At 33.9% G+C, this 20,026-nt stretch carries 22 protein-coding genes; 17 read left to right on the forward strand and 5 right to left on the reverse strand.

From position 1 onward, the window contains the following. Positions 1-58 precede the first annotated feature (58 nt). The gene (locus MST30_RS09775) at positions 59-244 is read right to left on the reverse strand and encodes a hypothetical protein (RefSeq protein ID WP_243471224.1); all 186 of its coding nucleotides are present in this window, start codon (positions 242-244) and stop codon (positions 59-61) included. A gap of 107 nt (positions 245-351) precedes the next feature. On the opposite strand from MST30_RS09775, the gene MST30_RS09780 reads away from it, so the two are divergent. Continuing rightward, entirely contained in the window at positions 352-738 is a 387-nt protein-coding gene (locus MST30_RS09780; RefSeq protein ID WP_076620538.1) for a pyrophosphohydrolase domain-containing protein, read from the forward strand. A gap of 31 nt (positions 739-769) precedes the next feature. Here MST30_RS09780 and MST30_RS09785 read toward each other — a convergent pair whose 3' ends face one another. Continuing rightward, positions 770-1,840, reverse strand: coding sequence for a branched-chain amino acid aminotransferase (locus MST30_RS09785; RefSeq protein ID WP_243471225.1), 1,071 nt, complete (start codon positions 1,838-1,840; stop codon positions 770-772). A gap of 119 nt (positions 1,841-1,959) precedes the next feature. Here MST30_RS09785 and MST30_RS09790 point away from each other — a divergent pair, with 119 nt between their 5' ends. The 4 genes from MST30_RS09790 (at position 1,960) to MST30_RS09805 (ending at position 4,736) form a co-directional block, all read left to right on the forward strand. Further along, positions 1,960-2,463 (forward strand): DUF4920 domain-containing protein, encoded by a 504-nt coding sequence (locus MST30_RS09790; RefSeq protein WP_243471226.1) that lies wholly within the window; start codon positions 1,960-1,962, stop codon positions 2,461-2,463. Then, positions 2,441-2,899: a hypothetical protein gene (locus MST30_RS09795; protein ID WP_243471227.1), complete on the forward strand. Its 459-nt coding sequence runs from the start codon at positions 2,441-2,443 to the stop codon at positions 2,897-2,899. The genes MST30_RS09790 and MST30_RS09795 overlap by 23 nt, the downstream gene beginning before the upstream one ends. Next, positions 2,900-3,607, forward strand: coding sequence for a tRNA (5-methylaminomethyl-2-thiouridine)(34)-methyltransferase MnmC2 (gene mnmD, locus MST30_RS09800; RefSeq protein WP_243471228.1), 708 nt, complete (start codon positions 2,900-2,902; stop codon positions 3,605-3,607). Between the two features lie 223 nt (positions 3,608-3,830). Beyond that, positions 3,831-4,736 (forward strand): TIGR01777 family oxidoreductase, encoded by a 906-nt coding sequence (locus MST30_RS09805; protein WP_243471229.1) that lies wholly within the window; start codon positions 3,831-3,833, stop codon positions 4,734-4,736. 190 nt (positions 4,737-4,926) lie between these two features. Here the strand turns inward: MST30_RS09805 and MST30_RS09810 are convergent, their stop codons facing one another. Then, positions 4,927-5,580 (reverse strand): YceI family protein, encoded by a 654-nt coding sequence (locus MST30_RS09810; RefSeq protein ID WP_243471230.1) that lies wholly within the window; start codon positions 5,578-5,580, stop codon positions 4,927-4,929. 170 nt (positions 5,581-5,750) lie between these two features. On the opposite strand from MST30_RS09810, the gene MST30_RS09815 reads away from it, so the two are divergent. From MST30_RS09815 to MST30_RS09855, 9 genes are all read left to right on the forward strand, one after another. After that, positions 5,751-6,296, forward strand: coding sequence for a nucleotide exchange factor GrpE (locus MST30_RS09815; RefSeq protein ID WP_243471231.1), 546 nt, complete (start codon positions 5,751-5,753; stop codon positions 6,294-6,296). A 100-nt stretch (positions 6,297-6,396) separates the two neighbouring features. Then, a complete protein-coding gene (gene dnaJ, locus MST30_RS09820) occupies positions 6,397-7,512 on the forward strand; it encodes a molecular chaperone DnaJ (RefSeq protein WP_243471232.1) in 1,116 nt (371 codons plus the stop codon). A 234-nt stretch (positions 7,513-7,746) separates the two neighbouring features. Then, positions 7,747-8,673: an ABC transporter ATP-binding protein gene (locus MST30_RS09825; RefSeq protein ID WP_243471233.1), complete on the forward strand. Its 927-nt coding sequence runs from the start codon at positions 7,747-7,749 to the stop codon at positions 8,671-8,673. 2 nt (positions 8,674-8,675) lie between these two features. Then, positions 8,676-9,989 (forward strand): ABC transporter permease, encoded by a 1,314-nt coding sequence (locus MST30_RS09830; protein WP_243471234.1) that lies wholly within the window; start codon positions 8,676-8,678, stop codon positions 9,987-9,989. A 7-nt stretch (positions 9,990-9,996) separates the two neighbouring features. After that, a complete protein-coding gene (locus MST30_RS09835; RefSeq protein WP_243471235.1) occupies positions 9,997-10,872 on the forward strand; it encodes a mechanosensitive ion channel family protein in 876 nt (291 codons plus the stop codon). 37 nt (positions 10,873-10,909) lie between these two features. Then, positions 10,910-11,770: a DUF6268 family outer membrane beta-barrel protein gene (locus MST30_RS09840; RefSeq protein ID WP_243471236.1), complete on the forward strand. Its 861-nt coding sequence runs from the start codon at positions 10,910-10,912 to the stop codon at positions 11,768-11,770. A gap of 2 nt (positions 11,771-11,772) precedes the next feature. Continuing rightward, complete coding sequence (locus MST30_RS09845; protein WP_243471237.1) at positions 11,773-12,936, forward strand: sigma-54-dependent transcriptional regulator; 1,164 nt, start codon at positions 11,773-11,775, stop codon at positions 12,934-12,936. Between the two features lie 10 nt (positions 12,937-12,946). After that, positions 12,947-13,825, forward strand: a complete 879-nt coding sequence (locus tag MST30_RS09850; protein ID WP_243471238.1) for a PPK2 family polyphosphate kinase — start codon at positions 12,947-12,949, stop codon at positions 13,823-13,825. After that, positions 13,818-15,239, forward strand: a complete 1,422-nt coding sequence (locus tag MST30_RS09855) for a M20/M25/M40 family metallo-hydrolase (protein WP_243471239.1) — start codon at positions 13,818-13,820, stop codon at positions 15,237-15,239. The genes MST30_RS09850 and MST30_RS09855 overlap by 8 nt, the downstream gene beginning before the upstream one ends. 8 nt (positions 15,240-15,247) lie before the next feature. Here the strand turns inward: MST30_RS09855 and MST30_RS09860 are convergent, their stop codons facing one another. Both MST30_RS09860 and lysA read right to left on the reverse strand, forming a co-directional pair. Further along, positions 15,248-15,973, reverse strand: a complete 726-nt coding sequence (locus tag MST30_RS09860; RefSeq protein ID WP_243471240.1) for a DUF6090 family protein — start codon at positions 15,971-15,973, stop codon at positions 15,248-15,250. Positions 15,974-16,167: 194 nt separating this feature from the next. Next, the gene (gene lysA, locus MST30_RS09865; RefSeq protein ID WP_243471241.1) at positions 16,168-17,373 is read right to left on the reverse strand and encodes a diaminopimelate decarboxylase; all 1,206 of its coding nucleotides are present in this window, start codon (positions 17,371-17,373) and stop codon (positions 16,168-16,170) included. A 105-nt stretch (positions 17,374-17,478) separates the two neighbouring features. Here lysA and MST30_RS09870 point away from each other — a divergent pair, with 105 nt between their 5' ends. The 3 genes from MST30_RS09870 (at position 17,479) to MST30_RS09880 (ending at position 19,999) form a co-directional block, all read left to right on the forward strand. Continuing rightward, the gene (locus MST30_RS09870) at positions 17,479-18,141 is read left to right on the forward strand and encodes a hypothetical protein (protein ID WP_243471242.1); all 663 of its coding nucleotides are present in this window, start codon (positions 17,479-17,481) and stop codon (positions 18,139-18,141) included. A gap of 102 nt (positions 18,142-18,243) precedes the next feature. Then, positions 18,244-19,434, forward strand: a complete 1,191-nt coding sequence (gene sucC, locus MST30_RS09875) for an ADP-forming succinate--CoA ligase subunit beta (RefSeq protein WP_243471243.1) — start codon at positions 18,244-18,246, stop codon at positions 19,432-19,434. Positions 19,435-19,660: 226 nt separating this feature from the next. Beyond that, complete coding sequence (locus tag MST30_RS09880) at positions 19,661-19,999, forward strand: hypothetical protein (protein ID WP_243471244.1); 339 nt, start codon at positions 19,661-19,663, stop codon at positions 19,997-19,999. Positions 20,000-20,026 lie beyond the last annotated feature (27 nt).

Here is a 20,026-nt window from a genome sequence, read left to right on the forward strand (position 1 = left end):
TTAAAAGCAGCCTATTTGGGCTGCTTTTTTGTTTGTATATATTTTTGGAATATAAACTTTACATCAAAAGAAATTTCACAGCGGCAATCATGCCAATAAACCCAATAAAAGCGATAAGAATCCATATAGTTCCTTTGTAATGGGTTTTATGAATCTTTAAATCTTTACGATATTGGTATGCTACAGCTATAACAAAAGCTATAAAGAACAATATCCCAAAAATCAGTTGACCAGTAGTAAACATTAGTGTATTTTTATGCAAAAATAATTAAAATTAGGGCAAAATCATCATATTATTGATCTTCGCTAATTTATATACGTAAAAATATCAACCTTAGTTTTTAACATAATATGCAAGATAAAATTAATGCTGTAAAAGCATTTCATACCGCTTTTAAAATAGGACACAGAGAGACTCCAAAAGCCGATTTAGGAATAGAAAAAAATATGTTGCGCTACAAGCTTATGCGCGAAGAAAACGAAGAATATCTAGAAGCTGCAAACGATAATGATTTAGTAGAAGTAGCAGATGCCTTAGGCGATATGCTCTACATACTTTGTGGTACCATTATAGAGCATGGATTACAATATAAAATTGAAGAGGTTTTTGAAGAAATTCAGCGAAGTAATATGAGTAAACTTGGTGAAGATGGAGAACCAATTTACCGCGAAGATGGTAAGGTTCTTAAAGGCCCTAATTATTTCAAACCAAATATCAAAGAGATTTTAGAATCATAAAAAAAAGCAGCCAATTGGCTGCTTTTTTTTATTACTTAACTTCATGTCTCCAACCGTGTTTATCTTCCGATAAATTATGTTGAATATGTGTGAGTGTCTTTTTAAATAGTGAAGCATAAGAATTCTCTAATTGAGGAATTTCAAAAACGTCATCCGCATGTTCAAATGCAGAAACTGCACTAATAACTGCCGCAGTCCCAGCTCCAAAAATTTCCTTTAAACTTCCGTTTGCAGCTGCGTCTTTTATTTCTTTAACGCTTACAGGTCTTACTTCACATTCAATGCCTAAATCTTCAGCAAGTTGAATAACACTTTTTCGTGTAACTCCATCTAAGATTCTATCGCTTGTGGGTGCAGTAATAAGTTTATCTCCTATTCTAAAAAAGATATTCATGGTACCAGCTTCTTCCAAATACTTGTGGGTAGAAGCATCTGTCCAGATAATCTGGTCAAACCCTTTTTTCTGAGCTAAACCAGTTGGGTAAAATTGAGCCGCATAATTTCCAGCTGCTTTAGCAAACCCAACTCCACCATCTGCAGAGCGACTAAATTTTTCAGCAAATAATACACGTACAGGTTTATTATAGTATGCCTTTGCAGGCGAACATATAATCATAAAGCGATAGCTTGCTGCTGGTGATGCCGATATTGCAGGTTCTGTAGCAATTACAAAAGGACGTATGTACAATGAATTACCAAGACCAGGTTTAATCCAGTCACTTTCCATTTTTAATAAGGTCTCTAAACCTTTAAAAAAATAGTTTTCAGGAAATTCAGGTATAGCAAGTCTGGCAGCAGACTTATTTATTCTATTAAAATTTTGTTCTGGTCTAAACAAAAATATCTTACCATCATCATCCTTGTATGCCTTCATGCCTTCAAAAACAGCTTGTCCGTAATGAAAAACACGAGCAGAAGGCTCTATAGTCATTGGCTGGTAAGGCATAATCTTTGGAGTTTGCCACTTGCCATCTTCAAAATCGCATACAAACATATGGTCTGTAAAAACACGACCAAATATTAAATTGTCGAAATCAACATTATTTATTTTTGAATTTTCCGACTTTACTACAACGATTTCGTTAGGGTTAGTTTCTACCATTAAAGAGGTGTTTTTAATTTGTGCAAAAGTACAAAATCAATGTGGTTAATAAAAGGTAATATTGTCTTAAAATTCGTAATATTGTAGTTCTATTATAAACAATACTAAACAAATCAACAATGAAAAAAATAGTTTTAATTTTAGCAATGAGCTTAGCTATAGTGTCTTGCAAAAATGAAAAAGAAGTAAAAGAAGACAATACACAAGAGGTTAAAGATGAGATTGCATATGCATCTTTCGGTATGGAAATTAACGATGCTGATGCATTATCTTCTGTTAATATGATGGAACAATACAAAGGATTAAAAGCAGGTGATACCATCAATGCTAAAATGACAGGAAAGATTAATGAAGTATGTTCTAAAAAAGGATGTTGGATGACCTTAGATATGGGCAACGATAAGGAAGTTATGGTACGTTTTAAAGATTATGGTTTTTTTATGCCTCTTAATGCTGAGGGTGAAGTAGTTGTTAATGGTAAAGCTTTTGTGGAAGAAACTTCTGTAGACGAATTAAGACACTACGCAGAAGATGCTGGTAAATCGGAAGAAGAAATCGCAGCGATTACAGAGCCAAAATTCGAATACAAGTTCTTAGCAGATGGCGTACTCCTTAAACAATAAGATTTTTGCTCTTTTAACATTATTGTTATTATGTTTTAATTGCAAAAATGAAACTGAGGCAAAGCCTACAGAAGAAAAAAAGGAAAAGCCAGAATTAATAATGCACAAACCTTCTGAAATGGCTAATTTCATGAACGGGATGTATGCATATAATATGCAAATAAAACAGCAGATAATTAACGGTGAAATTCCTGCATCTATGCCATTAGATCTTATGAAGTTGCATTCTGCAGAAATGAGTAATGGTCATGCCAGAACACCAGTTTGGAATAGCTTTGTAAACGTATTTATTGAATCTCAGCAATCGGTTGTAGATACATTGTCTAATGTAGAATTAAAGGAGCGCTACAATACTACAATCAACAACTGTTTGGCTTGTCATAAAACAGAATGTACAGGGCCAATTCCAAAAATTAAAAAACTTTTAATTCAGTAATTGAAGCGAAAAATAATCACCACATCAGATGGTTCTAAAACCATTCAGATAGAAGATTGGAATGAGCAATACCATTCCATTCATGGTGCCATACAAGAAGCAAACCATGTCTTTATAAAACATGGTTTGCTTTTTTATTATCAATCTTGTCATCCTGAACTCGTTTCAGGATCTAATTCAATAAGCATCCTCGAAATAGGTTTCGGTACTGGACTCAATGCTTTTCTCGCTTATTTAAAGGCAGAAGAACTTCAACAACCCATAAATTATGTTGGAGTAGAAGCTTATCCTGTAAAGTCTGAAGAAATCAAACAACTAAATTACGTTGAATTAATTTCTGAAAATAATAATGCTGAGTTTAATAAAATACATAGCATTCCTTGGGAAGAAGCACAAAAGATTAGTCCAAGCTTTACCCTAGAAAAACAAGAAAAATTCTTCAAAGACATCACTGACGAGAATAAGTTTGATATCATTTATTTTGATGCCTTTGGAGCACGTGTACAACCAGAACTTTGGACAGAAGACATCTTTTCTATTATGTATAAAGCCTTAAAAGATAATGGTGTTTTGGTGACTTATTCTGCAAAAGGCAGTGTGAGACGAGCTATGCAAGCAGTTGGTTTTACGGTTGAACGTCTTCCTGGTCCTCCTGGCAAACGTGAAATGCTTCGTGCAACGAAGCATTCAGCGAACGCAGAGAGCTAAATGTATATTAGCGGCATTCAGCGAACGCAGAGAGCTAAATGTATATTAGCATCATTCAGCGAACGCAGAGAGCTAAATGTATATTAGCATCATTCAGCGAACGCAGAGAGCTAAATGTATATTAGTAGCATTCAGTGGTAAACGTTAAAACCAAATTAAAGTCGCATTGAGGGTATATACCATGTAGTATCTTTGTCATTGAACAAAAGATTAAAGAAAAGTAATGACGGTTTTAATAACAGGAGCAACAGGATTGATTGGGCAAGAAATTGTAAAACTATGTCATGCACAAGAGATAACGGTCCATTATTTAACCACTTCAAAATCTAAACTGAGTACAGAAGCCAATTACAAAGGCTTTTATTGGAATCCTAATACCAACGAGATAGACCACAACTGTTTTAAAGGTGTATCTGCTATAATCAATTTGGTGGGAGCTAGTATTTCTAAACGTTGGACAGATAAGTACAAAAAGGAAATTCTGAATAGCCGAACCAAAACAGCACAGTTATTACAGGATACAATAATAAAGCATGGTTATGAGATAGAACATGTGGTGTCTGCTAGTGCTATTGGTGTCTATCCTACAAGTTTAACCAATTACTACGAGGAAGATTCCACGCAGGTTTCAGGTACATTTTTAGGTAAGGTTGTAGAGCAGTGGGAGACAGCCGTAGATGGCTTTAAAACTTTAGGCTCAAAGGTAGCAAAAGTGCGTATTGGTTTGGTTTTGGCTAAGGATGGAGGTGCCTTACCACAAATTGTAAAACCTATAAGGTATGGTGCTGGTGCTGCTTTTGGTGATGGAAAACAGTGGCAAAGTTGGATACATGTACAAGACCTTGCAGGCATTTTTATATTCTTATTGCAGCACCAATTAGAAGGGATTTACAATGGAGTAGCACCCAATGCAGTAACCAATAAAGAGCTTACAAAAGTTGCAGCTAACGTTTTAAAACGGCCTTTAATTTTACCAAACATCCCAAAGTTTGTAATGCGATTAGCCCTTGGTGAAATGCACATTCTTTTATTTGAGAGCCAACGCGTCAGCTCACAAAAAATAGAAAACAAAGGCTTTAATTTTACCTATGCTAACTTAAGACCAGCTCTGGAGGATTTGTTAGGGTGACAAAAGGTTAGGCAATTATTAACACAGTCACATTTTATTCTATAATTTTGAGATTTCTGAGTGATTATTACCTTAAGTAGATATTTATAGAAGCAAAAAAAAACACTTACGTTTCCGTAAGTGCTTTTTTATTAGAATTTATAATCTCACTTCGAATAATTTCAAGATTTTGAAACCATATCGATAAGCTTTATGCCTTATTAGCTACAAGGTTTACAGTTAACTCAATATCATCATTGATAAACTTATCTCCTAAATCATCAAAAAACGATTTAGAACCATATTTTATGTTCCACTTAGAACGGTCAATAGTAAATGTTTCACTTCTTAAAGTCATGGTGTCACCATCAATAGACGTTTTTACAGGGAAACTAATGTTGTTTGTTTCGTCTTTCATAGTTAAGTTACCGGAAAGTACGGTTTTACCTTCTTTAGTATCTATACCAGTAATTTCAAATGTAGCTGTTGGGAATCCTGCAACATCAAAGAAATCACCACCAGATAAGTGGCCTTGTAATTTAGCATTACCTTCATCTTCTACAGGAATATCGGTTACAACTATTGTATTCATATCAATAGTAAAGTTTCCACTTTCTATAGTACCATCGTTTACAGCAATAGTACCTTCTTTAACACTTATGGTACCTGTATGCGATCCTGTTGGTTTAAAACCTTTCCACATAATAGAAGAATTGTCTAAGTCAGCTTTGTAAGTTACAGCAGTAGCTTCTGCAATAGCTGCTTCTTCAGCGGCTTTTGTTTCTGCTTCCTCAGCTTTGTCCTTACAGCTAGAAAATGCTACAAATGCTACTAAAGCGGTAATTTTTAAAAATGTTGTTTTCATGTTAGTGTTTTTTTGGATTTGTTTATTGAAGACACAAAGTTAATAATATGCAGCACTAAAGTATTATAAAAAAATGTTAATGACATTTTGACATTTTTGTAATAATGGCAGTACTTTTGCAACCCTAAATCGTAGATTTAAAATACAGATTCAATATAAAATAAACTCTAATGAGTAAAAAAGATAAAAATAAGGTTGAAGAACCACAAGTAGAGGATGCTGCAACAGCAACAGCAGAACAAAATCAGAAAGAAGAAAAAACAGCAGAAGAGCAATTACAAGATCAACTAGCAGCTGAGAAAGATAAATTTATGCGTTTGTTTGCTGAGTTCGAAAATTATAAAAAGAGAACCAACAAAGAACGTATAGAGCTATTTAAAACTGCTGGTGAAAGTGTAATGTTGGCAATGCTTCCTGTTTTAGATGATTTTGAACGTGCCTTAACACATATTGAAGAAGATAAAGAAGCTGAGGAGTTACGTAAAGGTGTGTTATTAATTTACAATAAATTATTAAACACCTTAGAGCAAAAAGGATTGTCTAAAATTGAAGTAAACAAAGGCGATACCTTTAATGCAGATGATCACGAAGCAGTTACGCAGATACCTGCACCTAGTGATGATTTAAAAGGAAAAATCATCGATGTTGTAGAACGTGGTTACAAACTAGGAGATAAAGTTATCCGTTTCCCAAAAGTGGTTATTGGACAGGCATAAACGATAAATTATTAACGGTTCGTCAGTTAGAATGTCCAGACAGTAAACGTTAGGATATATCGAGAACAATAAAAGATACCCACTTTAGTGGGCAATGTATATGAAAGAAGATTATTACGATATACTAGGAGTAAGTAAAGGTGCTTCAGACTCAGAAATAAAGAAAGCCTATCGTAAAATGGCTTTAAAGTATCACCCAGATAAAAATCCTGATGATAAAGACGCTGAGGAGAAATTTAAGAAAGCAGCAGAAGCTTACGAGGTTTTAAGTAGTCCGGATAAAAAAGCACGATACGACCAATTTGGTCACCAAGCCTTTGAAGGTGGAGGTGGCTTTGGTGGAGGTGGCATGAATATGGATGACATCTTTAGCCAATTTGGTGATATTTTTGGAGGAGCTTTTGGTGGAGGCGGATTTAGCGGCTTTGGCGGTGGAGGCAGACAACGTGTCGTAAAAGGTAGTAACCTTAGAATACGTGTTAAGCTAACCTTAGAAGAAGTGGCTAATGGTGTAGAAAAGAAGATAAAAGTAAAACGAAAAGTTCAGGCGTCAGGTACAACATACAAAACATGTACAACGTGTAATGGAGCAGGTCAGGTAACAAGAGTTACCAATACTATTTTGGGTAGAATGCAAACTGCTGCGACTTGTCAAACTTGTGGTGGTGCTGGACAGATTATAGATAAGAAACCTTCTGATGCAGATGCTCAAGGTCTAAAAGTTTCAGAAGAAACAGTTTCTGTAAAAATACCAGCAGGTGTTGTAGATGGTATGCAGCTTAAAGTTACCGGAAAAGGTAACGATGCTCCAGGAAATGGAATTGCAGGTGATCTTTTGGTTGTGATTTCTGAAGAAGAACATCCAACATTAAAGCGTGAAGGTGATAATCTGCATTACGACATGTATGTGAGTTTACCAGATGCTGTTTTGGGGACTTCTAAAGAGATAGATACAGTTACAGGTAAAGTGAGAATTAAGATTGATGCAGGTGTACAATCTGGAAAAATCTTAAGACTTAGAGGAAAAGGAATACCAAGTATTAATGGATACGGTAAAGGTGATTTATTGGTACATGTAAACGTTTGGACTCCAAAGACTTTGAATAAAAAGCAGAAGGAATTTTTTGAAAACATGAGAGATGACGAACATTTTGAGCCTAAACCAGAAAGCTCTGATAAATCTTTTTTTGAAAAGGTTAAAGATATGTTTTCGTAAAATCCTAAATGTTAAATAAAAAATACTATCTTTGAATTATCGCTAATGCTAATTAGCGGTAATTTTTCTTTTTCATAGCAATTTTTTCCCATCCTTATCTAACCATAAGGGTGGGTTTTGTTTTTTTAGACGCACAGTCTCTTTTTGTTAAAAATTAGAGAAAGCTAAGTGGCTTTAAATCTTTAACATTTAATATATTTACACACTAACCGTTGTAAAAAAACTACTACTCCTATGAACGATCTGCTAGTTGCTGATTCCGTATCTAAAAGCTTCGGAAATTTCAAGGCACTAAATGAAGTCTCAATCGCTGTTCCTAAAGGCAGTATTTTTGGTTTACTCGGACCTAATGGTGCCGGAAAAACCACTTTAATCCGTATTATCAATCAAATAACCATGCCAGATCAAGGCACGGTTCAGTTAGATGGTCATCCTTTAAAGCCAGAGCATATAAAGGATATTGGTTATTTGCCAGAAGAGCGAGGTTTGTATAAATCTATGAAGGTTGGTGAGCAAGCCTTATACTTAGCACAGCTTAAAGGTATGTCTAAGGCAGAAGCCAAAAGCCGATTAAAATATTGGTTCGATAAGCTAGAGATTGGAGATTGGTGGAACAAGAAAATACAAGAATTAAGTAAAGGACAAGCTCAAAAAATACAGTTTGTAGTTACAGTATTGCATAAACCTAAACTTTTAATTTTTGACGAACCGTTTTCAGGATTTGATCCTATTAATGCTAATTTAATAAAAGACGAAATCTTACAATTAAGAGACGAGGGAGCGACTGTTATTTTTTCAACGCACCGTATGGAATCGGTTGAAGAACTTTGCGATCATATTGCATTGATTCATAAATCGAATAAAATTCTAGACGGTAAGCTCAATGACATAAAGCGTCAATACAAAACCAACACATTCGAAGTTGGTTTGCAATCTAGCAATAGTGATGCTGTTATAGCTGAAATAAAAAATAAGTTTGAAGTTTTGCCTGCAAGCTTTAAGAATTTGAATGATGATATAAAGCTTAATGTAAAAATTAACGAGTCAACTTCATCTAACGATTTATTGTCGTTTTTAGCCTCTAGAGCAGAAGTACATCACTTTGTAGAAGTGATACCAACAGCGAATGATATTTTTATTCAAACTGTAAAAAACAACTAAAAATGAATCATTTACCACTCATTATAAAACGCGAATACCTCACTAAGGTAAAAAACAAGTCTTTTATTATAATGACGTTTTTGAGTCCGCTAATTATGATTGCGCTTATTGCTGTTGTGGCTTATTTGTCACAGTTAAACAACGATAAAAAACGAACTATTACCGTATTGGATGAATCAGGTTTTTTAAAAGATGTATTTCAGAATACAGAAAATACAACCTATAATAATCTGGAAGATTTTAGCTTAGAGGATGCCATGAAATTGGTAAAGGAAACTAATAATTATGGCTTGCTGCATGTAACAAAAGTAGATTCTTTAAGTGAGGTTTCTAAGCATATTAAGTTTTACTCTGAAGAAACCCCTTCATTAACCGTAATTTCTAATATTGAAGGTAAGATAGAAAAACATTTACGCGATATGAAGCTTCAAAAAGATGGTGTAAGCCCGGCACAAATTGAAGCTGCAAAAACAAATGTTGATATTGAACAAGAAAGCTTTGATGGGCAGAAGAGTTCTAAATTAGATAATATAATAAAGCTTGCCTTTGGTGGTGTTGCAGGCTACTTGTTATTTATGTTTATTATCATTTACGGTAATATGATAATGCGTAGCGTTATTGAAGAAAAAACCAGTAGAATTATTGAGGTAATTATTTCTTCGGTAAAACCAATTCAATTAATGATGGGTAAAATAATAGGCACATCATTGGCTGGTGTAACTCAGTTTGCAATTTGGGTAATTTTGGGAGGTGTGCTAATGATTGTGGTTTCAACAATTTTCGGAATAGATTTAGCACAAGCATCTGCTCCGCAACAAGAATTAATGAATCAAGCTATGCAAGCTGATGGTGCGCAAGCCATAGCCGAGAATCTCATAAACGGAATTAGCAACTTGCCAATTTTAAATCTAGTAATTGCCTTTATATTCTTTTTTATAGGAGGCTATTTATTGTATAGCTCGCTTTATGCTGCCATTGGTGCTGCTGTAGATAATGAAACTGATACTCAGCAGTTTATGTTGCCAATCTTAATGCCTTTGATTTTAGCGGTCTATGTTGGTGTGTTTACGGTTATTGAAGATCCTCATGGTACAGTCTCAACGGTATTTTCATTCATACCTTTAACATCTCCTGTAGTCATGTTAATGCGTATTCCTTTTGGAGTACCACTTTGGCAACAAGGTTTGTCTTTGTTACTTCTTATTGGTACATTTATGTTTGCAGTTTGGTTTGCTGCCAAAATTTATCGTGTTGGAATTTTAATGTATGGTAAAAAGCCAACATACAAAGAACTATTTAAATGGTTGAAGTATTAGTGATAGTATGCAAGGACTAAGTGAAATAGAAGAAAAAATAACCGAAAGCTCTGTATGGGAAAATACCAAGAACTTTCTTAGTCTGCATATAGACTTTACTAAAGACATTAGCATTTCAATTTTTGATATGCTAATTGTTATTACGGCCATTGTAATAACAACTGTTGTTTTAAAAATACTTCTTAGGATTATTACCAGAAACTTACCAGAAGAAGATAAGGGTAAATTCAATGTGGTTTACAGCTACTTTAGATGGTTAATTTATATTATAATTTTACTCGTTACCTTACACTCAGTTGGTGTTAATGTTACAGCTGTTTTTGCTGCATCAGCAGCACTATTAATAGGTGTTGGTTTAGCGTTGCAAACCCTGTTTCAAGATATAATATCTGGAGTGTTTATTCTTATAGATCAATCTGTTCATGTAGGTGATATTATTGAAATTGAAGGAAAAGTAGGTCGTGTAGAAGAGATTAAATTAAGAACAACCAGAGCTGTAACTATAGATAACAAAGTATTGGTAATTCCTAATCACTTGTATTTGACCAATTCGTTATACAATTGGACACAAAACGGAACCTTAACCAGAGAAAGTGTAGATGTTGGAGTTGCTTATGGTAGTGATGTGCAGTTGGTTAAAAAATTGTTGCTTCAGGCAGCAAGTTCACATCCAGATGTGATTGAAATTCCTGAACCATTAGTGCTGTTTACAGATTTTGGTGATAGTGCGCTTAATTTTAGAGTAATATTTACCTTAAACGATAGTTTTAAAGCATCTTTTCCTAAAAGCGATATTCGCTTTGAGATTGATAAACTATTTAGAGAAAACAATATTACCATTCCGTTCCCACAACGCGATATTCACATCATAGAAAAGAAATAGAGTTTATATGTTTTTACGCTTTAAGAAATGTCATACAATGCTTATTCTTGTAATAATGTGTTGTGTGTATTCTGCAAAAGCGCAGCTTACAGATTTAGCACGTTTAGAATATTCGTTTATTCCTAATAATAAGTCCGAAGACCAATATACTAGGCTGAGAGCATTGTTTAATTACCCAATAGAGACAAGTAAAGATTGTTACTTGGTTTTAGGCGCGGAGTATAATAGAGTTATCCTGAATTTAGAGGATGATTACCCTTTTGATACCTCACTTTTAGAGACTATAAATATTATTGATTTTAGTATAGGTTATACCTTTAAATCGAGTAATAAATGGCGTTTGGGATTAAAATTCAATCCAAGAATTGCTTCAACATTAACCAATAAATTAACTTCTGATGATTTTTTTCTTAATGGAGGTGTTTTTGCAATACATGATAGAACAAAAGATGAAAGTGCTAAAAAACCATATCGTTTGGTTTTAGGTCTTACCTATAATTCTACTGTTGGGCTGCCAATTCCTTTGCCTTTTATAAGCTATTACAGGCGTGTTAATGAAAACTGGTCTTTTAATGCTGGTGTGCCTAAATCTAATATTAAGTATTTTTTCAATGAAAAAAATATGTTGCAGGTATTTACTGGTCTAGATGGCTATTTTGCACATTTGCAACGTCCACAGCAAGTTAACGGAAAACAAGTAGATAATATATCATTATCTTTAGCTGTTGGTGGACTTGGGTATGAATATTGTTTTACAAAACACTTAGTAGCGTATATGTACACAGGTTATACATTTAGGTTAAATAATGCCTTGCGAGATGAAAATAGAGATGAGGTTTTTAAGCTAAATGATGTAAACGCTTTTTATTTAAGAACAGGATTAAAATTTAAAATATAAATATGTCTAAAATATTAATAATTGAAGATGAAGCTGCAATCCGCAGAGTGTTGGTAAAGATACTTTCCGAAGAAAGTGATAGTTACCAGGTCGAAGAAGCAGAAGATGGTTTAGTAGGTATAGAAAAAATTAAAAAAGACGATTTTGATTTGGTGTTATGTGATATCAAAATGCCAAAAATGGATGGAGTAGAAGTGCTAGAAGCTGTTAAAAAAATGAAACCAGAAATACCAATGGTTATGATTTCTGGTCATGGGGATTTAGATACAGCTGTAAATACAATGCGTTTAGGAGCTTTTGACTATATTTCTAAACCACCAGATTTAAACCGATTATTAAACACAGTTCGTATTGCTTTAGACCGAAAAGAACTTGTTGTAGAAAACAAACGACTTAAGAAAAAAGTAAGCAAAAACTACGAAATGATTGGTGAGAGCGATGCTATTGCTCGTATCAAAGACATGATAGATAAAGTAGCACCTACAGATGCTAGAGTTTTGGTTACGGGACCAAACGGTACAGGTAAAGAGTTGGTGGCACATTGGTTACACCAAAAGAGCGAACGCTCCAAAGGACCAATGATTGAGGTAAACTGTGCAGCCATTCCAAGTGAGCTTATTGAGAGTGAGTTGTTTGGTCATGTTAAAGGCGCTTTTACTTCTGCAGCTAAAGATAGAGCTGGTAAATTTGAAGCAGCCAATGGCGGAACAATTTTCTTAGATGAAATTGGAGATATGAGCCTTTCTGCACAAGCTAAAGTATTGCGTGCGTTACAAGAAAGTAGAATTCAACGTGTAGGAAGTGATAAGGATATAAAAGTAAATGTTAGAGTTGTTGCAGCAACCAATAAAGACTTAAAGAAAGAAATCGCAGACGGTAAATTTAGAGAAGATTTGTACCATAGATTAGCGGTGATTTTAATTGAAGTACCAGCGCTTAATGATAGGAGAGAAGATATTCCTTTGTTAGTAGATTATTTCGCCAATAAAATTTCAGAGGAACAAGGTAATGCTAAAAAATCCTTTTCTGATAAAGCGATAAAGCTGCTCCAAAATTATGATTGGACAGGAAACATCAGAGAGTTACGAAATGTTGTGGAGCGTTTAATCATTTTAGGTGAAAAAGAAGTTAGTGAGGCTGATGTAAAAGCCTTTGCTTCAAAATAAATATTAACACATGAAAGATATCAACATAGAAGATTTTAGGATTAAGTCCCAAGTCAGCATTAAAGATTTACCAACATTTTATGATCTAGGAGTCAATAAAAAGAAAATTGAACGCGAGCTAAGAACGGTAAGTGAAGAATTGGCAGATATTCAAAATACGATGTATGCCCATGGAAAATATGCGGTGTTAATGTGTATCCAAGGTATGGATACCGCAGGAAAAGACAGTTTGATTCGTGAAGTTTTTAAAGAATTTAATGTCAGAGGAATTGATGCACACAGTTTCAAAAAACCTACAGATATTGAATTAAAACACGATTATTTGTGGAGACATTATATCGCATTGCCAGCACGTGGTAAATTTGGGATTTTCAACCGAACACATTATGAAAATGTTTTAGTAACCAGAGTTCATCCTGAATATTTGATGTATGAAAATATGCCAGATATTAACAGTGTTGATGATGTTGATGAAGCTTTCTGGGAAAGACGCTTTCAAGAAATCAACAATTTTGAAAAGCACATTGCAGATAATGGAACTATTATTTTTAAGTTTTTTTTAAATGTTTCAAAAGACGAACAAAAAAATAGATTGCTGAGACGTCTGGATAAGCCATCCAAAAATTGGAAGTTTTCTGCAGATGATTTAGACGAACGCAAACTATGGGATCAGTATCAGTCATGTTACGAAGAGGTTTTAAACAAAAGTTCAAAACCGCATGCACCTTGGTTTAATATTCCGGCTGATGATAAACCAACAGCAAGGTATTTGGTGGCAAAAATTTTATACGATACATTAAAAACTTACACAGATATAAAAGAGCCAGAACTTCCCGCAGAAGAAAAGGCAAATATAGGTTTGTATAAACAAGAATTAGAGAATGAATAAAGTTCTAAATATTCAATTAAAGGTTTTTGTATTAGGCTTTATGTTAAGTTCGTTTTGTGTATTCGCACAATCTGATGAAGCAACATTAAAAACCATTTACAAAACGTCTTTAACCAACGGAAAAAGTTATGAATGGCTAGACTATTTATCCAATACTATTGGAGGTCGTTTGTCTGGCTCAACCAATGCAGAGCTTGCAGTGCAATACACAAAAAGTGAGCTAGAAAAACTTGGATTAGATAAAGTTTGGTTACAGCCTGTTATGGTGCCAAAATGGGTGAGAGGTGAAAAAGAAATGGCTTATTTTGTTACTAATAAAGCACTAAGTAAAGTCAATATTTGTGCTTTAGGTGGTTCTGTTGCTACTCCAGAAAAAGGTTTAAAGGCAAAGGTTATAGAAGTTAGTAGCTATAAGGATTTGGAAAGCTTAGGTGAAGCCAATATTAAAGGTAAAATCGTCTTTATCAATAGAGCTTTGCAACCAGATTTAATCAACACATTTGAAGCCTATGGAGGCTGTTCTGTAGAACGTTACAGAGGAGCGGCTGAAGCTTCAAAGTATGGTGCAGTTGGAACTATTGTACGTTCGTTGAGTTCTAGACAAGACGATTATCCGCATACTGGTAGTATGAGTTATGGAGATTTACCTGTGGAAAAAAGAATACCATCTGCAGCGATAAGTACAAACGATGCTGTAAAACTAAGTGAGGCACTAAAAGCGAATAACGATTTGGAGTTCTTCTTTGAAATGAGTTGCCAACAATTTGATGATGTAGAGTCTTATAATGTTATCGGTGAGATTACAGGAAGCGAATTTCCAAACGAATATATTGTGGTTGGTGGTCATTTAGATTCTTGGGATTTAGGGGATGGAGCGCATGATGATGGAGCAGGAGTTGTACAATCCATGGATGTGTTGCGACTACTAAAAGAAAGTGGCATTAAACCAAAGCGTAGCATTAGAGTTGTTCTTTTTATGAATGAAGAAAATGGACTACGTGGTGGACGTAAATATGCTGAAGTTGCAAAAGCAAACGGAGAAAAACATGTTTTTGCTTTAGAAAGTGATTCAGGTGGTTTTACACCAAGAGGCTTTAGTTTTGATGGTAGTGAATTAATGCTACAGAAAATTGACGCTTGGCGACCACTTTTTAAACCGTATTTAATCCATTATTTTGAAAAAGGCTACAGTGGTGCTGATATAGGACCGCTTAAAGATGATGGAATTTTGTTAGCAGGTTTACGACCAGACTCTCAGCGTTACTTTGATCATCATCATGCTGCCAATGATACTTTTGAGCACGTTAACAAACGCGAATTAGAACTAGGTGCTGCAACCATGACAGCTTTAGTATACTTAGTAGATAAGTATGGAGTAGAAACTACTTTAGAGATGAAAGAGATAAAGGATTAAAAGCAGATTTATTGAGATTTATTAAGCCTTTTGTTTATTCTATTTATTAATTCAATAGCATCTTCCTTATACTTTTGGGTTGCGCCTAGATGGTTACCAACAGCAAGCATTCTGTGTGACGCGACACGCTTTTTATAATCTTCACTTGTAGTATAATATTTTATGACCTCTTCGCTTAAATTATTTGTGGCTAAATCTATAAACCAAGGAAATTTTTCAAGTTCATAAAAGTTTTTCATTACAATGGTTTCCATGCGGTCATTACTCTTTTCAATTAAGGGAGTGTAAACAGAATATAGTCTGGTAATGTCAGAAATAAGGCTATCTTTTTGCGTATTAGTTTCATCGGTTAGTCGTTTTAATTGTTCAAAACCTTTGGTTTGTATAGAAAATGGTTGGTAGATAGTTACAAGACTAAAGCAGTTTAGACAATCCATGTAGTTATCTGGAGTAATTTCATTATTTAATATTCTATTACTGTCTTCAAGGTTTTTTTTATAAAATTCTATAATGGTATTAGCAGATAGAGTGTCAGCTTCAAGATCATAAGATATAGTACTGAGTGTGTTGTTGATTACTGATTTTAGTTTTCTGTTTTCATTCCAATTATTAACATATAGTGCAAGCAAAATACCAATCATAACCAATGCTATTTCACCTATAGCATATAAAAGGTAACTGCTTACTTTGTTAGAGAAGAACTGTTTTCTAATTTTTCTAAAGACACTAATCATGGTTCCCGTTTATCATTCTTTTTATCTTTCTTCATCTGTAAGTATTTTGATACTAGGCGGACTCCGAGTCTAGCAAATAAGATTACCGAAATAACTATGACAATATCAAAACCACTCATATATCTTTAATTGATGAATTACCTATTGCTTAAAGGTATAAAAAAAGCGTTGCAATTAGCAACGCCTCTCAACTTTTACATAGCAATTTCAAGTTGATTTCTTAAGATATCCTCAAAGGTTTCTCGTTGTCGTATGAGTTGAGGTTTGCCTTTATATATCAAAACTTCAGAAGGTCTGTAACGTGAGTTATAGTTGCTGGCCATGGTAAAACAATACGCACCAGCATTTTTTAAACACAAAATATCACCTTCGTTTATTTCTGAAATTCTTCTGTTATTAGCAAAGGTGTCGGTTTCACAAATGTAGCCTACAACAGAGTAAAAGCGTTCTCGACCCTTTGGGTTAGAGATGTTTACGATTTCATGTTGCGATCCATAAAGCATAGGTCTAATAAGATGATTAAAACCAGAATCTATCTGCGCAAAAACTGTAGATGTTGTTTGTTTTACAACATTCACTTTTGCTAAAAACACACCAGCTTCACTCACCAAAAATTTACCAGGCTCAAATGCGAGAGTTAGTTCTTTGCCGTATTCTTTACAAAACGAATTAAAACGTTTAGATAATTTTTTGCCAAGTTCTTCAATATTGGTTTCTATATCCCCTTTTTTGTAAGGAACCTTAAAACCAGAACCAAAATCAATAAACTCTAAATTTTTAAAATTCTTAGCAGTTTCAAACAAAATTTCACTGGCATACAAAAACACATCAATGTCTAAAATATCACTACCAGTATGCATGTGTATACCATTTATGGTCATGTTTGTATTTTCTACAATACGAAGCAATAAAGGAATTTGATGAATTGAAATCCCAAATTTACTATCAATATGACCTACAGAAATGTTGGTGTTTCCACCAGCCATAACATGCGGATTTATTCTTATACAAACTGGTATTTTTGGATGTTTAGAGCCAAATTGTTCTAAAATAGAAAGGTTGTCTATGTTAATTTGAACACCTAATTCTGCAACATTTTCAATCTCTTCTAAAGAAACTCCATTTGGAGTATAAATAATATCTTCTGGTTTAAAACCTGCTTTTAAGCCAAGTTGTACTTCTTGTATAGAAACTGTATCCAATCCAGAACTCATACTGTTAAATAGCTTAAGTACAGATATGTTAGATAGTGCTTTTACTGCATAGTTAACTCTTAGATTCTTTACAGAATTAAAAGCTTTGGTTAAACGGTTGTATTGTGATGTGATTTTTTCAGCATCATAAACATAAACTGGGCTTCCGTATTCTTTAGCAATTTGTAGTAATGTATTGTTGTCCATTAATTTCTTTTAAATGAGAGCACAAACATAGAGTTAGGTACTTTAAAAAGGAATTTATTGTTGAATATTCACTAATTTTACACATTAAGTTAAATAATTAACAAAATGAAGACAATTGCATCTTGTGTAGAGAGTATTGTATTAGAACAACCCTTTTTAGAAGAAGGTCTAGCAAAAGAAATTATTAATTATTCAGCACTGGCAGAAGCGTTGCAAAATGAAGTGTCTAAAAAATTAGGAAAGCCAGTAAAAACAGGTGCTATTATGATGGCATTGCGACGCTTTAAAGATCGTTTAGAGGTCAGTAAGCCTTATTATAAATTAGATACACTTTTAGGGCAGTTGGGAGATATTACCTTGCGTTCTAATTTAAGTGACTTTACGTATAAAAATTCAAATACCTTAATAGATAGTCAGGCAGCAATTCTTACTAAAATAAAAGATAAGAGTAATGTGTTTTACACCTTTACAAGAGGTATTTTAGAAAGTAATATTATTATTTCTAGTTCCGAAAGAACTTCGGTACAAGAGAGTTTTAAAAATGAAGAGTGTATTGCTGTAAAAGAAAATCTATCTGCTATTAGTCTCACCTTACCAAAAAGCAATACGACAGTTGCTGGTTTGTATTATCAAATTTTGAAGCGTTTAGCATGGCAAAATGTGGCATTATACGAGGTTATTTCTACAACTAATGAGTTTACAATTGTGGTTGAAGACGCTTATGTAGATAGTGCTTTTTCTATTATAAAAAACTTGAATAAATCATAGTACATTCATTTAAAAAAAAGGATTAAAAATTCAACCCAAAAATTATTGGTTTAAACTAAGCGTATATGTATTTTTGCGTAACGAATTAATTTCAGATCACACATGAATTTACACGAATATCAAGGAAAAGAATTACTAAACAGCTTTGGAGTGCGCATTCAACGCGGAATTGTGGCTCAAAGTGCTGATGAGGCTGTAGAAGCAGCTAAGAAATTAACTGAAGAAACAGGCACAGGTTGGCATGTTATTAAAGCTCAGGTTCATGCTGGTGGACGTGGAAAAGGTGGAGGTGTAAAACTTGCCAAAAATTTAGATGAGGTTAAAGATCTTGCTGGTCAAATCATCGGAATGAATTTGGTAACACCACAAACCTCTGCAGAAGGTAAAAAAGTACACCAAGTTTTAGTTGCTGAAGATGTATATTATCCAGGTGATAACGAACCAGAAGAATACTACATGTCTGTACTTTTAAATAGAGGTAGTGGTAAAAACATGATTATGTATTCTACTGAAGGCGGTATGGATATCGAGGAAGTTGCAGAGAAAACACCTCACTTAATCTTTACTGAAGAAATAGATCCAGCATTAGGTCTTTTGCCATTCCAGGCACGTCGTGTAGCTTTTAATTTAGGATTATCAGGTACAGCATTTAAAGAAATGACAAAGTTTGTAACGTCGCTTTACACTGCATATGTAAAATCTGATGCCTCTTTATTTGAAATCAATCCTGTTTTAAAAACAAGTGATGACAAAATTATGGCAGTAGATTCTAAAGTAACTTTAGATGCTAATGCACTATACAGACATAAAGATTTAGCTGAATTACGCGATAAGCGTGAAGAAAACCCAATTGAGGTTGAAGCAGGTGAATTAGGCCTTAACTATGTAGACCTAGACGGTAATGTTGGTTGTATGGTAAATGGTGCTGGTTTAGCAATGGCTACAATGGATTTAATTAAGCAAGCAGGTGGTGAGCCAGCTAACTTCTTAGACGTTGGTGGTACTGCTGATGCTGCTAGAGTAGAAGCTGCTTTTAAAATCATTTTAAAAGATCCTAACGTAAAAGCAATCTTAATTAACATCTTCGGCGGTATTGTACGTTGCGATAGAGTAGCACAAGGTGTTATTGATGCTTACAAAAACATGGGTAACATTAATGTACCAATCATTGTACGTTTACAAGGTACCAATGCAGATATTGCCAAAGACTTAATTGATAACTCTGGTTTAGATGTACTAAGTGCTACAGAATTCCAGGAAGCTGCTGATAAAGTGCAAGAAGTTCTTTCTTAAGGAAGGATTGAGATTATAAAATTAGAAAAGCGCCTTATTTTAAGGCGCTTTTTTTATTGTTAAAATATGCTAATCAACGTTAAATTGTGTTAATAGTTGTAACAGTCTATGATTAACTTTAGTCTTTTAAGTATCAATCATATAAAAACGAATAATTATGAACTTTTTGAAAAAAAATCACGAAAACAAAAGCGTCAATATATTTGACGTGAGTAAAACATTAAAAATGTTAGTGCTAGTCGCTATCATTGCGTTTAGTAGTACTGTTTCAGCAAGCACAAACCTTTCCGAAAAGGTTGATGAACCTAATCTAATTTCAGAAACGGTTAGTAAATTATTAGAACGTCCTTATTTTCAATTAAATGAAGATATAAATACCAAGGTAGAAATAGCTATAAATAAGGATAAAGAAATTGTCGTGTTGTCTGTAGACACCAAAGACAAAAAGGTGGAGAACTATATTAAAAGTAGATTAAACTACAAGAAAATCCCTAATGATGTTATCGTAGATGGTGTTGAGCATTACACTATACCAATAAAGATGTTAAAATCAGAAAGACTTTAATTTTTTGATTATTTGTAAAAAAGAGCA

The sequence above is a fragment of the Winogradskyella sp. MH6 genome (assembly GCF_022810765.1).
In the GTDB taxonomy this organism is placed as follows: domain Bacteria; phylum Bacteroidota; class Bacteroidia; order Flavobacteriales; family Flavobacteriaceae; genus Winogradskyella.

Bases quoted from the DNA above. Each gene is read 5' to 3' on its own strand.
- lysA (WP_243471241.1), bottom strand. From the start codon at position 17,373: ATGGACAACAATACATTACTACAAATTGCTAAAGAATACGGAAGCCCA.
- MST30_RS09825 (WP_243471233.1), top strand. From the start codon at position 7,747: ATGAACGATCTGCTAGTTGCTGATTCCGTATCTAAAAGCTTCGGAAAT.
- MST30_RS09835 (WP_243471235.1), top strand. From the start codon at position 9,997: ATGCAAGGACTAAGTGAAATAGAAGAAAAAATAACCGAAAGCTCTGTA.
- MST30_RS09830 (WP_243471234.1), top strand. From the start codon at position 8,676: ATGAATCATTTACCACTCATTATAAAACGCGAATACCTCACTAAGGTA.
- sucC (WP_243471243.1), top strand. From the start codon at position 18,244: ATGAATTTACACGAATATCAAGGAAAAGAATTACTAAACAGCTTTGGA.
- MST30_RS09775 (WP_243471224.1), bottom strand. From the start codon at position 244: ATGTTTACTACTGGTCAACTGATTTTTGGGATATTGTTCTTTATAGCT.
- MST30_RS09780 (WP_076620538.1), top strand. From the start codon at position 352: ATGCAAGATAAAATTAATGCTGTAAAAGCATTTCATACCGCTTTTAAA.
- MST30_RS09815 (WP_243471231.1), top strand. From the start codon at position 5,751: ATGAGTAAAAAAGATAAAAATAAGGTTGAAGAACCACAAGTAGAGGAT.
- MST30_RS09805 (WP_243471229.1), top strand. From the start codon at position 3,831: ATGACGGTTTTAATAACAGGAGCAACAGGATTGATTGGGCAAGAAATT.
- MST30_RS09845 (WP_243471237.1), top strand. From the start codon at position 11,773: ATGTCTAAAATATTAATAATTGAAGATGAAGCTGCAATCCGCAGAGTG.
- MST30_RS09810 (WP_243471230.1), bottom strand. From the start codon at position 5,580: ATGAAAACAACATTTTTAAAAATTACCGCTTTAGTAGCATTTGTAGCA.
- dnaJ (WP_243471232.1), top strand. From the start codon at position 6,397: ATGAAAGAAGATTATTACGATATACTAGGAGTAAGTAAAGGTGCTTCA.
- MST30_RS09870 (WP_243471242.1), top strand. From the start codon at position 17,479: ATGAAGACAATTGCATCTTGTGTAGAGAGTATTGTATTAGAACAACCC.
- MST30_RS09850 (WP_243471238.1), top strand. From the start codon at position 12,947: ATGAAAGATATCAACATAGAAGATTTTAGGATTAAGTCCCAAGTCAGC.
- MST30_RS09860 (WP_243471240.1), bottom strand. From the start codon at position 15,973: ATGATTAGTGTCTTTAGAAAAATTAGAAAACAGTTCTTCTCTAACAAA.
- MST30_RS09790 (WP_243471226.1), top strand. From the start codon at position 1,960: ATGAAAAAAATAGTTTTAATTTTAGCAATGAGCTTAGCTATAGTGTCT.
- MST30_RS09785 (WP_243471225.1), bottom strand. From the start codon at position 1,840: ATGGTAGAAACTAACCCTAACGAAATCGTTGTAGTAAAGTCGGAAAAT.
- MST30_RS09795 (WP_243471227.1), top strand. From the start codon at position 2,441: ATGGCGTACTCCTTAAACAATAAGATTTTTGCTCTTTTAACATTATTG.
- MST30_RS09880 (WP_243471244.1), top strand. From the start codon at position 19,661: ATGTTAGTGCTAGTCGCTATCATTGCGTTTAGTAGTACTGTTTCAGCA.
- MST30_RS09855 (WP_243471239.1), top strand. From the start codon at position 13,818: ATGAATAAAGTTCTAAATATTCAATTAAAGGTTTTTGTATTAGGCTTT.
- MST30_RS09840 (WP_243471236.1), top strand. From the start codon at position 10,910: ATGCTTATTCTTGTAATAATGTGTTGTGTGTATTCTGCAAAAGCGCAG.